This is a genomic window from Mesorhizobium sp. WSM3868, from assembly GCF_002294785.1.
Classification (GTDB): domain Bacteria; phylum Pseudomonadota; class Alphaproteobacteria; order Rhizobiales; family Rhizobiaceae; genus Mesorhizobium.
The window spans coordinates 91,777-105,954 of the sequence record NZ_NSGB01000011.1 but is presented as its reverse complement, the minus strand read 5'-3'; the positions used below and the strand labels follow the sequence as shown (position 1 = coordinate 105,954).

Annotated in this window: 8 protein-coding genes; 4 read left to right on the top strand and 4 right to left on the bottom strand. The window is 63.8% G+C overall.

Annotation, left to right across the window (positions count from 1 at the left end):
* Positions 1–29 precede the first annotated feature (29 nt).
* Genes CK221_RS18685 through CK221_RS18675 form a run of 3 tightly spaced genes read left to right on the top strand, consistent with a single transcriptional unit; the run spans position 30 to position 3,543 of the window.
* Positions 30–1,577, top strand: coding sequence for a sugar ABC transporter ATP-binding protein (locus CK221_RS18685; RefSeq protein ID WP_095778839.1), 1,548 nt, complete (start codon positions 30–32; stop codon positions 1,575–1,577).
* Positions 1,574–2,560, top strand: coding sequence for an ABC transporter permease (locus tag CK221_RS18680; RefSeq protein ID WP_095778774.1), 987 nt, complete (start codon positions 1,574–1,576; stop codon positions 2,558–2,560). The genes CK221_RS18685 and CK221_RS18680 overlap by 4 nt, the downstream gene beginning before the upstream one ends.
* Positions 2,557–3,543, top strand: coding sequence for an ABC transporter permease (locus CK221_RS18675; RefSeq protein WP_067003946.1), 987 nt, complete (start codon positions 2,557–2,559; stop codon positions 3,541–3,543). The genes CK221_RS18680 and CK221_RS18675 overlap by 4 nt, the downstream gene beginning before the upstream one ends.
* Positions 3,544–3,569: 26 nt before the next feature.
* Here the strand turns inward: CK221_RS18675 and CK221_RS18670 are convergent, their stop codons facing one another.
* The 3 genes from CK221_RS18670 to CK221_RS18660 all read right to left on the bottom strand — a co-directional run bounded on the left by CK221_RS18670 (position 3,570) and on the right by CK221_RS18660 (position 13,014).
* Positions 3,570–5,627 (bottom strand): response regulator, encoded by a 2,058-nt coding sequence (locus tag CK221_RS18670; RefSeq protein ID WP_095778773.1) that lies wholly within the window; start codon positions 5,625–5,627, stop codon positions 3,570–3,572.
* Positions 5,628–5,650: 23 nt separating this feature from the next.
* Positions 5,651–11,374, bottom strand: coding sequence for a HAMP domain-containing protein (locus CK221_RS18665; protein ID WP_245430677.1), 5,724 nt, complete (start codon positions 11,372–11,374; stop codon positions 5,651–5,653).
* A 140-nt stretch (positions 11,375–11,514) separates the two neighbouring features.
* On the bottom strand, positions 11,515–13,014 hold the full coding sequence (locus CK221_RS18660; protein ID WP_095778771.1) for an ATP-binding protein: 1,500 nt from the start codon (positions 13,012–13,014) through the stop codon (positions 11,515–11,517).
* 208 nt (positions 13,015–13,222) lie between these two features.
* On the opposite strand from CK221_RS18660, the gene CK221_RS18655 reads away from it, so the two are divergent.
* Positions 13,223–13,477 (top strand): hypothetical protein, encoded by a 255-nt coding sequence (locus CK221_RS18655; protein WP_095778770.1) that lies wholly within the window; start codon positions 13,223–13,225, stop codon positions 13,475–13,477.
* A 96-nt stretch (positions 13,478–13,573) separates the two neighbouring features.
* On the opposite strand, the gene CK221_RS18650 is transcribed toward CK221_RS18655, so the two are convergent.
* A complete protein-coding gene (locus tag CK221_RS18650; RefSeq protein WP_095778769.1) occupies positions 13,574–14,059 on the bottom strand; it encodes a hypothetical protein in 486 nt (161 codons plus the stop codon).
* Between the last annotated feature and the right edge of the window lie 119 nt (positions 14,060–14,178).

Below are 14,178 nucleotides of genomic sequence, written 5' to 3'. Positions count from 1 at the left end.
CGAGAACGCTGGTTTTGACGACGAACGAATTGCCGAACAATACATTGCTGGACGCCACCGGCGTGGCGAAGAATTACGGCGCGGTGTCGGCGCTGCGTGACGCATCATTATCGGTGCTGCCGGGCGAAGTGCATGCGCTGATGGGCGCCAACGGCGCCGGCAAGTCGACCCTTGTTAAGATCCTGACCGGTGCGATCCCGGCGGATGCCGGCCGCATCCTGATCCGCGGCGAAGCTCGCGATGTCCGCTCTCCGGCCGCCGCGCGTCGCGCCGGCCTGCTGCCGGTCTACCAGGAACCGGCGCTGATCCCTGACCTCGATGTGCTTTCCAATCTCAGGCTCACTGGCACGCCGGTCGAGCCGTTCCGCGCCTGGGTGCGCGAGCTCGGCATTCCGAACCTCGACATACGCGAGACCGCGCGCGACATTCCGCTGGCCGTCCTGCGTGTGCTCGACCTGGCGCGCGCGCTCGCCGCTGAGCCCGACGTTCTGCTGCTAGACGAGATGACGGCCGCACTGCCCGCCAACCTTGCCGAAAAAGTGCTGGAAGTCGTTCGCCGCCAGGGCGACAGCGGCCGCTCGGTCATCTTCATCTCGCACCGTTTCGTCGAGATCTCGGCGCTGTGCGACCGCGCCACGGTGCTGCGCGACGGCGCAACCGTCGGCGTCGTCGACATCGAGCCCGGCGTCGAGGAAAGGATCGTCGAGATGATGCTTGGCGCCCGTATCGAGAAGACCAGCGTCGCCGCGGCGCGCACGGCAAGCGAAGCGCCGGTCGTGAAGGACAGCCACCCTCGGCTTTCGGTCCGCAACCTGCAGCTCGGCACGAAGCTGCATGACGTCTCTTTCGATCTCGCCAATGGCGAGGTGGCCGGCGTCGTCGCGCTCGAGGGCCAGGGCCAGGACGAGCTCTTCGCCGCCCTTGCCGGCTCGATCCGCCCGGCCGGCGGCACGATCGCCGTCGATGGCGCGCCGGTGAAGTTCTTCCATCCAAGCGATGCCATCCAGGCCGGCCTCGCCTACGTGCCGGGTGACCGCACAGAGGCTTTAGCCATGCAACGTTCGGTGCGCGAGAACATCGCGCTGCCTTTCAGCGCTGCGCTGCGCAAATGGGGACCGATCAAGGTGCGCCGGGAGCATATGGTGGTTTCAAGCGCCATCGCCCGGCTGCAGATCGACACCCGCGCGCAGGGCGAGGTCCAGCGCCTTTCCGGCGGCAACCAGCAGAAGGTGACGATTGCCCGCTGGATCGCGGCAGATGCCCGCACCATCCTCTGCTTCGACCCGACGCGCGGCATCGATGTCGGCACCAAGCAGGAAATCTACAAATTGCTGCGCGAGCTCGCCGGCCTCGGCAAATCGGTCCTCTTCTACACATCCGAGCTGGAGGAAGTGCAGCGTGTCTGCGACCGCGTCATCGTCATCTTCGGCGGCCGTGTCGTCGACACCTTCCCGGTCGAGCTCGCCGACGAGCCGGCTCTGATGCGGGCCGCCTACGGCCTGCCGCGCGGCGCCAGGGCGGATGTCGGCATCCTTGCCGATGTCAGGCCAACGTCCGACGCGGAGACCGCGCCATGATGCGCTTCCTGCGCCGCCAGGGCTGGGTCGCCGGCCTGCTCGCCCTGCTCGTATTCCTGTTCGTCGTCACCAAGCTGATCCAGCCGGGCTACGGCAGCGGCGACTTCGGCTCGCTGGCGCGGGCGGTTCTGCCCTACGCCTTCGCCGTCGCGGCGCAGACTGTGGTGGTCATCGCCGGCGGCATCGACTTGTCAGTGGCCGCCATGATGGCGCTGACCAGCGTCACCGCCGCCTCGATGATGAACGGCGCCAGCGAGGAGTATGCGTACTTCGTCGTGCCCTTCGTGCTGGCCATGGGCCTTGTGCTCGGCGCGCTAAACGGCCTCCTAATCGTCGTGACCCGAGTGCCGGATATCGTGGTTACTTTGGCCACGCTATTCGTCCTGCAAGGCGCGGCCCTCCTGGTGCTTGACGCGCCCGGCGGCGCAGCCGCCGAGTGGCTGAAGGCCACCGTCGTCGGCACCATGCCGATCCCCGGCCTGCCGGATTGGGCCGATGCCTGGATCCCGAAGGCACTGGTGCTGCTGCTTGTCTGCCTCTTCGTCATCTGGATCCCGCTCAGGCGCTCGCGGCTTGGCCTCTCCATCTACGCCATCGGCAGCAACGAGCTCGCCGCCTTCCGCAGCGGCGTGCCGGTGGCCCGCACCAGGATCGTCGCTTACGCGCTCTCCGGCCTGTTCGCAGCACTTGGCGGGCTGTCGCTCACCATCAGCACCGGCATCGGCGCGCCGATCCCCGGTCCCTATCTGCTGGCCAGCGTCGCGGCGGTGGTGCTGGGCGGCGTCGCGCTCGGTGGCGGCAAGGGTGGGCTGCTCGGGCCGATCATCGCCGTCTTCGTGCTCAGGCTGGTGCGCACCGACCTGACGCTTCTGGCCATCGATCCCAACGTCACGGCCATCATCGAGGGCGCGATCATGGTCGCCGTGGTGATGTTCGGCGCCTTCATCACCATCCGGGGCCGCCCGGCAGGAGCAACACCATGACGAACAGCGCGACCATGCCCCAGCCGGTCTCGCTCGGCCGCCGCCTGAAGCGCTTCATGGCGGACCGGCCGCTCATCCCGCTGATCATCCTGCTCGTCATCCTGGTGCTGATCCTGCAGGTTCTTCGCCCCGGGATCGTCAATGAACGCTGGATCGCCAACACCGCCAAGTTCGCCATTCCGCTGGCAATCCTCGCCGGTTGTCAGACCATGACGATGCTCACCGGCGGCATCGACCTCTCGGTCGGCACGGTGGCGACGATGAGCGCCTTCATCATGGCGACGCAAATCGTCAACCAGGATCCGACGGTGGCTTTCATCCTCGCCATGCTGCCGGCGGTGCTGATCGGCCTCGTCAACGGCGTCGGCGTCGGCGTCTTCCGCGTCCATCCGCTGATCATGACGCTCGGCACCAGCCTGATCGGCACCGGCTTCCTGCAGGTCTACCAGCGCACCGTGATCGCCTCCGGCGCCAAGATTCCGGATTTCCTCAACTGGCTGGGCACCGGCCTCACTTACGGCTTCCCCAACGCGCTCTTCCTGTTCGTGCCGGTGGCGGTGCTGATCGTCTTCACCTTGAACCGTACAGGCTTCGGCCGCCTGCTCTACGCCGTCGGCGACAATGAGCGCGCTGCACGGCTTTCGGGCGTCCGCTACTGGCAGGTGATCACGGCGCTCTACGTCATCTCCAGCCTGCTCGCCGGCATCACCGGCCTGCTCTATATCGGCCTGATCAAGGCGCCCTCGCTGTCGCTCGCCGAGCCGCTGGTGCTGCCTTCGGTGGCTGCCGCCGTCATCGGCGGCACCTCGATCTTCGGCGGCCGCGGCGGCTATATGGGAACCATTGTCGGCGCGCTGATCCTGACCGTGCTGACGACGCTGCTCACCATCCTGCATATGCCCGAAGGCGGCCGCCGCATCCTCTTCGGCTTCATCGTGCTGTTCGTGACCGCGGCCTATTTGAGGATCATCGAGGACAGGTAACAGGCGAAGCTATGCCGAGGCGTTGATTAGACTAGCTTGCCACGCGCTGCGGCATGTATGGCCACAACAAGGTCCTTTTCGTCGAACGGCTTGCCGACAAGCGCGACATCGAGGGGGCGCTCCACGATTTTCTCCGCATCCGCATAGCCGGTGATCATAACCGCGGGCCAGCCGGCACGCAGATTGCGGGCAAACCGGATCACGTCTATGCCCGAGATAAGGGGCATGGCAAAGTCGGTGACGATCACGTCGAATCGATCCGGCTCTCTCTCAATGGCGGCAAGCGCTTCGGCTCCGCCGGAAGCCCCTACGACCTCGAAGCCGGACTGCCTGAGCGACATGGCCGTCATTTCTCTCAAGGAGTGGCTGTCATCGATGAGCAGAACGGTCAGTGATCGTTCGCCAACCGCCGTGGCGCGCTCCGCGTCGGCAGCCTCGACAGCCTCTGCGCCGGCAACAGCGATAGCCTCGGTGACATCCTGCGGCTGATTGGATCGGGGCAGCCACAGTTCTATGATGGTGCCGCGGTCCACCTCGCTCTCTATCCTGAGCATGCCGCCCGACTGCTTGGCGAAACCATAGACGGTGCTGAGACCCAGCCCCGTGCCCTTCCCGATCGGCTTGGTTGTAAAGAACGGCTCGACCACCTTGCTTATCATGTCGCCGGCAATTCCGGTCCCGGTGTCCTCGACAGCGACCACCACATAGTCGCCAGCCGGCAGTTCGTCGCCCGCGTGGCCGACGCTGCGGTTGCTCGTCCGGACGAGAACCGTGCCTCCCGAAGGCATTGCGTCTCGAGCATTGAAGATGAGGTTCATCAAGGCGAGCTCGAGCTGCGCCGCATCCACATACACGGGCCATGTGTCGTCACTCACCAGCCACTTGAAGCGCACGAGGCCTCCAAGGACCGGCGCAACCAACCCGTTCATCGTATCCCCAAGGCTCGACAAGGGTACTGCCACGGGCTTCAGGTCCTGGCGTCGCGAAAAAGCGAGCATGCGCTGGACGAGATCCCTGCCTTGCCCGGCGGAGCGGCGTGTCATGTCGAGGATCTTGGTAGCGTTGCCGTCCAGCGTCAGCTGTCGCTCGAGCAGGCTTAGGCCGGAAAGGATCGCCGCGAGGAGATTGTTGAAGTCATGGGCGAGTCCGCCGGTCAGTTTGCCGATCGCATCGAGCCGCTGCGACTGCAGCAGCTGGCTCTCCAGGCGGCGTTGCTCTGTTATGTCTTGCATGGTGCCAAGCAACTCGAGCCCAGCGTCATCTTTGGAAACCACGCCCCGATCGAAGAAGATGCGATATTCATCATTGGCACACCGCCAGCGAAATTCGCAGCCATAGGACCCCGTCTCGCATGCCGCCGAAAGCGACCTGCTTACCTCCTCGCGATCGTCGGGGTGAACCCGGCTGAGCCCGAAATCCGGATGCGACAGGAAACGGCTCGGCGGGAACCCTGTCAGCCGCTCGACGCCTTTCGAAACGTAGCTTGCGGCGAAAGGCGCCTCAGCCGAGCGGGCATGAAAACAGATCGGAAGCGAGGCAAGAATCGCCTCCTGCCTTGCTTCCGAATGGCGCAGCGCCCGCTCGGCATCGAGTTTGTCCGACTTGGCCTTCAGCGCCTGTTCGAGCAGCCGCTGCTCCCGCGCCGCGTTTCGCTCGATCTCGCGCGTCTTCTCATGAAGATCGACGAAGACCATGACCTTGGAGCGAAGCATCACCGGGTCGAACGGCTTGAACAGGTAGTCGACAGCGCCGACGTCGTAGCCGCGCAGCATATGCGCCTCTTCCTTGCTGATCGCGGTAAGGAAGATGATCGGCGTGTTTTTCGATCGTTCACGCCGGCGGATCAGCGTGGCCGTCTCGTAGCCGTCGAGGTTCGGCATGAGCACGTCGAGCAGGATGACGGCGAAATCTTCCTTGAGCAGGAAGCGCAGCGCTTCCTCACCCGACTGGGCGCAGACGACCTCGCCGACTTCGCCAAGCACCTCCGCGATGGCAAGCAGATTGCGTTCGTCGTCATCGACCGCGAGAACGCGTGCCCGCAATCCTTCGACCGGTTCGCTTCTTTCTGCCTCGATCGCGGCCATTCCTTTTACCTGCCGGAGTGCTTTCAGATGGCGGTCATCAATGCCGGCGCGAAGGGCTCAGCCCGCGCTCGCGCGCGACCGATCCAAACCCGCAGCAACGCAAGCAGCAGATCGAGATCGACCGGTTTGGCGATGTAGTCGGATGCGCCGGCGTCCAGGCATTTCTGACGGTCGCCTTTCATCGCCTTGGCGGTAACCGCGATCAATGGGATGTGGGCTATCGCCGGCATTGCCCGAATCCGACGCATGGTCTCGTAGCCGTCCATTTCCGGCATCATGATGTCGATCAAGGCGACATCGACGTCGGGTGTTTCTTCGAGCAACGCGATGCCGTCCCGGCCCCGTTCGGCATGCTGCACATCAATGTCGTAAGTCTCCAGCACGCTGGTCAACGAGTAGATGTTGCGAATGTCGTCGTCGACGATCAGAACCTTGGCGCCGGCGAGATCGGCATTGTCGACCTGCTCGGTGGCCAAGATCTGTTCGCTCTGCGTGTCGCTTGGCAGTGCCGCCGAGATCAGGAGCCCGAGCTGGCCGAAGTTATCGGCACGTGGGACATCGCCCAGTGCCGGATGCAGCGCGACCTGCTGCAGAAACGCGTCCGGGTGCGGCGTGAAGAACAGCAGGCGCGGTAGAGCGTCGCTGAATTGAGACACGATTTCGTCGAGCATCTGGGCGTTGTCCTTGGCCGAACGCCCAAACCCGAAAACAATCGCGTCATAAGCGGCGGCGCCCGGCTCGTCCACGTTGGCGGCGACACGACCGACCGCGGTGACCGAGGTGATGCCATCTCGAATGGCTTCCACCAGGGCCAGGCGGCGCTCGGGGTCAGGATCGGCGATCAGCACGTTGCGCTGCACCCTCAGGTTCCGCGAATGGATTTCCTCGAAAACGCGGGCGAGCTCGCCGGCCGAAACCGGCTTGCTCGAAACGCTTGCAGCGCCCCTGCGCGTCAGCACTTCGAGATCTTCGGCGCCGGAGATGACATGGATCGGAATGCTCCTGGTCTTCTGGTCATGCCGCAGAAGGTCGAAAAGCACCCAGCCGTCGATGTCTGAAAGGCCGAGATCGAGCGTGATGGCATCGGGCATCAGCTTGCGAGTCAGCGCAAGCGTGCCGGAGCCGGCGGTTGAAAGCACCCCCTTCAGTCCGGCGGATCGAGCAAGACCGAGCAGCAGCCCTCCGAAAGTCGGGTCGTCCTCGACAATAAGCACCACCCTGTCCGAGGGATTGATCGAGTCACGATCGTCCGCAAGTTCTGGGGTACCCGAGCTGTCTGCTGGCTGGACGCCCGCCGCGATGACTTCGGCAGGCGAAAGCTCAATCGGCGCCGCCAGGCTGCTGCTGCGCGGGCCGTCGAAGGGGATGACCAGGGTGAAGGTCGATCCCTTGCCTGGCTCGCTTTCGACGCGCAGCTCACCGCCGAGCAGCCGGGCGATTTCCCGGCTTATGGAAAGGCCGAGGCCAGTGCCGCCATATTTGCGGCTGGTCGTGCCGTCGGCCTGCTGAAACGCCTCGAAGATGAGCTTTTGCTTGTCTTCCGGAATGCCGATCCCGGTATCGGTAACGGCGATCGCCAGTGCCCGGGGCGGCGCCGCACCGTTTTTGCGGCCGGTTCTCTCGGCATGGATGTTCAGCATCACCTCGCCGTTGGACGTGAATTTGAAGGCATTGGACAGCAGATTGAGCACGATCTGCTGCAGCCGCTTTTCGTCCGTGCGGATCGTGTCAGGCAGGGCTTGCTCAATCTTGATGGTGAAGCCGAGCCCCTTGTCAGCCGCAAGCTGTCTGAAAGTCCGCTCCATATGCTGGCGCAGGTGTGCGAGCGGCATGTCGTTGATTTCGATCGACACCGTGCCGGACTCGATCTTGGAAAGATCCAGTATGTCGTTGATGAGGCTGAGCAGGTCGGTACCTGCCGAGTTGATAGTACGCGCGAAATCGATCTGCTTGTCGTTCAGATTCCCCTGCTGGTTGGTCGCAAGCAGATTGGACAGGATCAACAGCGAATTCAGCGGCGTCCTCAGCTCATGACTCATGTTCGCCAGGAATTCGGATTTGTATTTGGAAGTCAGCGCCAGTTGCTCGGCCTTCTCCTCCAGAGCCCGCCTGGCCATCTCGATCTCGAGGTTCTTGTTTTCCACCTGCTTCTTTTCATTCTCGAGCAGTTGCGCCTTTTCCTGCAGCTCCTCATTGGTGGCGTGAAGCTCTTCCTGCTTCTTGGTGAGCTCGGTCTGACGCGACTGCAGTTCGGACGTCAAAAGCTGCGATTGCTTGAGAAGCCCTTCCGTGCGCATGGTCGCGGCGATCGTGTTGAGCACGATGCCGACCGATTCCATGAGCTGCTCCAGGAAAAGGCGGTGCGTATCGCTGAACCGGCTGAACGAAGCGAGTTCGATAACCGCCTTGACCTCGTCCTCGAACAATGCCGGCAGGACGATGGCGCTCGCCGGCGGGGCCTCGCCCAGGCCGGAGGTGATGCGCAGGAAGCTCGATGGGACGTCATCGAGCATGATTGCCCGTTTGTCGGCGGCGCACTGCCCGATCAGGCCTTCGCGGAAGTCGACCCGTTGGCGGACGGTGGCCTTGCCTTCGGCGGCGTAGGACGCGGCTAGTTCCAGATAGGATTCTTCCTCGTCCCGATTGGTGACGTAGAACAGGCCGTATTGCGCGTTCACCAGCGGCGCGAGCTCGGAAATGATCATCCGCGAAACCGTGGCAAGGTCCCGCTCGCCCTGCAGCATGCGCGAGAAACGGGCGAGATTGGTCTTCAGCCAATCCTGCTCGGCATTCTTCAAGGTCTGGTCCTTGAGGTTGCGGATCATCTCGTTGATGTTGTCCTTCAGCGCCGCGACCTCGCCGGAGGCCTGCACGCTGATCGAGCGGGTGAGGTCGCCCTTGGTCACCGCGGTCGACACTTCGGCGATGGCCCGGACCTGGGTCGTCAGGTTCGCCGCCAGCTGATTGACGTTGTCGGTCAGGTCGCGCCACAGGCCGGCGGCGCCCGGCACCCTGGCCTGGCCGCCGAGCTTGCCCTCGATGCCGACCTCGCGAGCCACGTTGGTCACCTGATCCGCGAAGGTCGCCAGCGTCTCGATCATGCCGTTGATCGTGTCCGCCAGCGAAGCGATCTCGCCCTTGGCATCGACCGCAAGCTTGCGCTTCAGATTGCCCTGAGCAACGGCGGTGACGACGTCTGCAATGCCGCGCACCTGGTTGGTCAGATTGGTCGCCATCAGATTGACGTTGTCGGTCAAGTCCTTCCAGGTGCCGGCCACACCCTCCACCCGAGCCTGACCGCCGAGCTTGCCTTCGGTGCCGACCTCGCGAGCCACGCGCGTCACCTCGCCGGCGAACGAGTTAAGCTGGTCGACCATGGTGTTGATGGTCGACTTCAGCTCCAGGATCTCGCCTTTGACATCGACGGTGATCTTCTTGGACAGGTCGCCTCGCGCCACCGCTGTGGTAACTTCGGCGATGTTGCGAACCTGACCGGTGAGGTTCTCGGCCATCGAGTTGACGTTGTCGGTCAGGTCCTTCCAGGTGCCGGCGACGCCGCGCACCTGTGCCTGACCGCCGAGCTTGCCTTCGGTGCCGACCTCGCGAGCCACGCGCGTCACTTCCGAGGCAAAGGAGTTCAATTGGTCCACCATCGTGTTGATGGTGTCCTTGAGCTCCAGGATTTCACCGCGCACATCGACCGTGATCTTTTTCGACAGATCGCCGAGTGCGACGGCGGTCGTCACCTCCGCAATGTTGCGCACTTGGCCCGTGAGATTGGCGGCCATGGCGTTGACGTTGTCGGTGAGGTCCTTCCAGGTGCCGGCAACGCCGCGTACCTGCGCCTGTCCGCCGAGCTTGCCGTCGGAACCCACCTCGCGCGCGACGCGCGTCACCTCCGAGGCAAAGGAATTCAACTGGTCCACCATCGTATTGATGACGTCTTTGATCTGCAGGATTTCGCCCAAGGCGTCGACGGTGATCTTCTGGGTCAGGTCGCCGGTGGCGATTGCGGTCGCGACCTTGGAGACGTCGCGCAACTGCACGGTCAAATTGCCGGCCATCGCGTTGACATTGTCGGTCAGATCCTTCCAGGTGCCGCCGACGCCCTCGACATGCGCCTGACCTCCCAGTTTGCCTTCCGAGCCCACTTCGCGCGCCACGCGGGTGACCTCCGACGCGAAGGAATTGAGCTGGTCCACCATGGTGTTGACGGTGTTCTTCAGTTCGAGGATTTCGCCCTTCACATCGACGGTGATCTTTTTCGAAAGGTCGCCCCTGGCAACGGCCGTGGTCACATCGGCGATATTGCGCACCTGCCCGGTCAAATTGGCGGCCATCAGATTGACGTTGTCCGTCAGGTCCTTCCACGTGCCGCCGACTCCGCGGACTTCAGCTTGGCCGCCCAGCTTTCCCTCGGTGCCGACCTCGCGTGCCACGCGGGTGACTTCCGAGGCGAAGGAGTTCAGCTGGTCCACCATCGTGTTGATGGTGTTCTTCAGCTCCAGGATCTCGCCCTTCACATCGACGGTGATCTTCTTCGAGAGGTCACCCAGTGCCACCGCGGTAGTCACTTCGGCGATGTTGCGAACCTGACCGGTAAGATTCGCCGCCATGGAATTGACGTTGTCGGTCAGGTCCTTCCAGGTGCCGGCGACACCGCGCACCTGCGCTTGGCCGCCGAGCTTGCCTTCCGTGCCGACCTCGCGCGCCACGCGCGTCACCTCGCCGGCAAATGAGTTGAGCTGATCGACCATGGTGTTGATGGTCGATTTCAGTTCCAGGATTTCGCCTTTCACGTCGACCGTAATCTTCTTGGAGAGGTCGCCCAAAGCCACCGCCGTCGTCACATCGGCGATGTTGCGCACCTGGCCGGTCAGGTTGGCGGCCATCAGGTTGACGCTGTCGGTTAGGTCCTTCCAAGTACCGCCAACGCCCTCGACACGGGCCTGGCCTCCGAGTTTGCCCTCGGTGCCGACCTCACGCGCGACGCGGGTCACCTCCGAGGCGAAGGAGTTGAGCTGGTCCACCATCGTGTTGATGGTGTTCTTCAGTTCGAGGATCTCGCCCTTCACGTCGACGGTGATCTTCTTCGACAAGTCGCCAGACGCGACAGCCGTGGTCACCTCCGCAATGTTGCGCACCTGGCTGGTCAGGTTGGTCGCCATCGCGTTGACATTGTCGGTCAGGTCCTTCCACGTGCCCGCCGCCCCCCTGACGCGTGCCTGACCGCCCAGCTTGCCTTCGGTGCCGACCTCGCGCGCCACACGCGTCACCTCCGACGTGAAGGAGGCGAGCTGCTCAACCATGGTGTTGACGATTTTACCGATGCGCAGGAATTCGCCACGAAGCGGCCTGCCGTCAATTTCCACCATCATGGATTGGGACAGATCGCCCTTGGCGACCGCGCCGATGACGCGGGCAACTTCCGCGGTGGGCTGCACCATGTCCTCGATCAGGTCGTTGACCGAACGGACGCTCGATTCCCAGCTGCCTTTGGCGTTCCTCACATGGCCGCGTTCGCCGATGCGGCCGTCCTTGCCGACGACCCTGCTCAGCCGCGCAAATTCTCGCGCCATCTGGTCGTTCAACTCGACGATCTGATTGAATGTGTGGGCGATCTCGCCGTTCAACCCTTCATAGGAATTCTCGATGCGGACGGAGAAGTCACCGTTTCGAAAGGCTTTGAGGGCGTTGAGAATCTGACGGGAATCGAATTGTTCCTTTGACGAACGAGAAACGCCCACACTCCCCTCCGCGCCTGCCCCGACAGCTATATTAAGCCGAGGGCCAAAACGCATCGCGGCCTGTTTGGTTCCGTGCCTGTCTGAACAGGAGGTTAATCAGATGTGGCGAAGCTTGCCGTAGAGACGCTCAGGCCGGATTCTTATGCAGCCGAACTGCCCGGCTCTTCTTCGCCGGCATTCGGATCCCCCGGGGCCGTTGCCCAGGCGAGCTCGACCAGTGTCACCGTGCGGCGGCCAACACCGTCGATCTGGCAGACGATCAGCCCCTGCTCCTCGATGTAATCGAGCAGCCGCCGGGCGCGACGCAGCGAATGCGAGCCATAAGCGCGGGCGATCGCCGCGTCGCTCGGGCAGGGCCAGCCTTCCTTCGCCGCCCTCGCGATCATCATGAACACGCCCTGCATGTCCTCCGGCAGAAGCGATGCGCGCACGGAGACGTCGCGCCACGCGTCGTCCTCGGCCATGTCCGAGCCGACGCCGGCGCGGGCGCGCGTCAGCATGCGTCGGAATTCCGAAAGGTCGGGCACCACCGAAGCGAGTCCTTCGATTCGGCAGCGGACCACGAACTCCTGATAGAGCACGCCGATGACGCGGAATCCGGCATCGGGCTCAGCCAAGATAGCGCGCAGGATACGGTCCATCCGCCCGCGCCGCTCGGCAAGGTCCTCGGCGCTCGGCTGCGGCTCGGCCGGCTCGGGGCGGATGTCGAGCGGCGCGGCCTTGGCCGCCATCAATTGATCGAGCAGGTCGGGCGACGGCCGGCGCTGCGGGCGGACCGTCTCCGGCGGCGGTGCCGCGAGGATGATGGCGCGCGCATCTTCGAGCGTCGCTTCGGGCAGCGGCATCAGCCGCGGCGTGCCGTTGCGCGGGCTCGTCTCGGTCGATCCGATCCGCACGCTGAGCGGGCGGCGCGACAGCGCCGGACCGAGCGCCATGAAATGCCCGCGCTCGAGATCGCGGAAGGCTTCCGCCTGCCGCCGCTCCATGCCGAGCAGGTCGGCGGCGCGCGCCATGTCGATGTCCAGAAAGGTGCGGCCCATCAGGAAGTTGGAGGCCTCCGCCGCGACGTTCTTGGCGAGCTTCGCCAGCCGTTGCGTGGCGATGATGCCGGCGAGCCCGCGTTTGCGGCCGCGGCACATCAGATTGGTCATGGCGCCGAGCGAGAGCTTGCGCGCCTCATCCGAGACCTCGCCTGCAGCAGCCGGCGCGAAGAGCTGCGCCTCGTCCACCACCACCAGCATCGGATACCAATGGTCGCGCGCGACCTCGAACAGCCCGCCAAGGAAGGCTGCGGCGCGCCGCATTTGGTTCTCGGCATCGAGCCCTTCGAGGTTTAGCACCGTCGAGACGCGGTGGATGCGCGCTCGCTCGCCGGCCGCCTGCAGGCCGCGCTCGGTATGATCCTCGGCGTCGATCACCAGATGGCCGTAGCGCTCACCGAGCGAGACGAAGTCGCCTTCGGGATCGATGATGGTCTGCTGCACCCAGGGCGCGCTCTGCTCCAGCAGCCGGCGCAGCAGATGCGACTTGCCCGAGCCCGAATTGCCCTGCACCAGCAGGCGGGTCGCCAGCAGCTCCTCAAGGTCGAGGGCCGCCGGCGCGCCTGCCGACGTCTGCCCCATCTCGATCGCAACCGTCATATTCTCGACTCGGATAGTCTCCCTGCGCGGGAGGGACTTAGCAACCGACGCGCGGTGCGTCGAGCACGGGGCCAAGGGCTGGGCGCGATGTTCCACACTTAACGGCAGGCCATCGCCAGCTGAACTGGTCCGACCACCATTTCGCTGGCGCAATCTCCTGATCGGCGTATCATCCCTTGAGGGAGGGGTTCATGGCAGGAGGAGGCTTATGAACGTCGCTGCGGAGGTGCCCGTCGTAGACCTGACGGTGCAAGACATTGTTTCGTCTGCTCTTTCGAAATTTCGCGCCGGCGACACCGTTTCGACCCGGGCAATGCTCGATGCCATCCGCCAATCGGACCCCGCCTGCGGGGACAGCGACGACCATCTGGTCGAACTGATCGTCATGGCCGCTGTTGGTAAGACCATGGGCGTCGTCTTCGATCACCGCTCGCCCGATGAGCGGTTGCCGCGCCTGTCCTAACCTCGTTACTCTGAAAAGGATTCAGGCGAGGCGCTGCAAATCCTTGTTTGGCGGATGTCGGTGTCCCAAAACGCGCACACATCCGGGCGACATGCATTAGCTTCCGAGCGGATGCGGCATATAACCGACAAAGCCGGCGATCTTCCAGCGCCCGCCGACCTTGCGGCAGAAATAGAGCGTTTGCCATTTGAGCCGATCGACGCTGCCGTCGGCCTTGGCGATCGAGCCGTCGAACTTCTTGTGCAGCACAGCACGATCGCCGTCGACGTCGATGTCGCGCAGGTTGGTGACGCGGAAAATCGCCTCGCGCAGCGGCTCGGCGAATTCCGTCGCGGCTGTCTCCTTGGCCTGCCGCAGCCATTCGTCGCGATAGATTTCCAGCTTGGGAAACTGCAGCCGCCAGGCGTCGGCATTGGGCAGGAAATGCGCATGCATGCCGAAAAAGCTCTCGGCGATGAAGTCGTCCTCGACCATCGACCAGTCCTGGCCGAGGAAGGCGTCGATGTCGCGCCGCACCAGCATTTCCCACAGCGCATGGCGATCGGCATCGCCTTCCGGAAACGGATTCTTGTCAAAGGTCATGTTGGTTCTTCCCCTTGCGTTCGATCAGCAATCCACCGGTCGCATCGCCGGTTCGGGGTGCAGGATGCTCACGATTTGTAATAAAGCAACATGAATTTCGGAAAAAATGTTGCTTTCCG

Coding starts and splice junctions, on each gene's coding strand:
- CK221_RS18680 (WP_095778774.1), top strand. CDS start 1,574: ATGATGCGCTTCCTGCGCCGCCAGGGCTGGGTCGCCGGCCTGCTCGCC.
- CK221_RS18675 (WP_067003946.1), top strand. CDS start 2,557: ATGACGAACAGCGCGACCATGCCCCAGCCGGTCTCGCTCGGCCGCCGC.
- CK221_RS18670 (WP_095778773.1), bottom strand. CDS start 5,627: ATGGCCGCGATCGAGGCAGAAAGAAGCGAACCGGTCGAAGGATTGCGG.
- CK221_RS18660 (WP_095778771.1), bottom strand. CDS start 13,014: ATGACGGTTGCGATCGAGATGGGGCAGACGTCGGCAGGCGCGCCGGCG.
- CK221_RS18655 (WP_095778770.1), top strand. CDS start 13,223: ATGAACGTCGCTGCGGAGGTGCCCGTCGTAGACCTGACGGTGCAAGAC.
- CK221_RS18650 (WP_095778769.1), bottom strand. CDS start 14,059: ATGACCTTTGACAAGAATCCGTTTCCGGAAGGCGATGCCGATCGCCAT.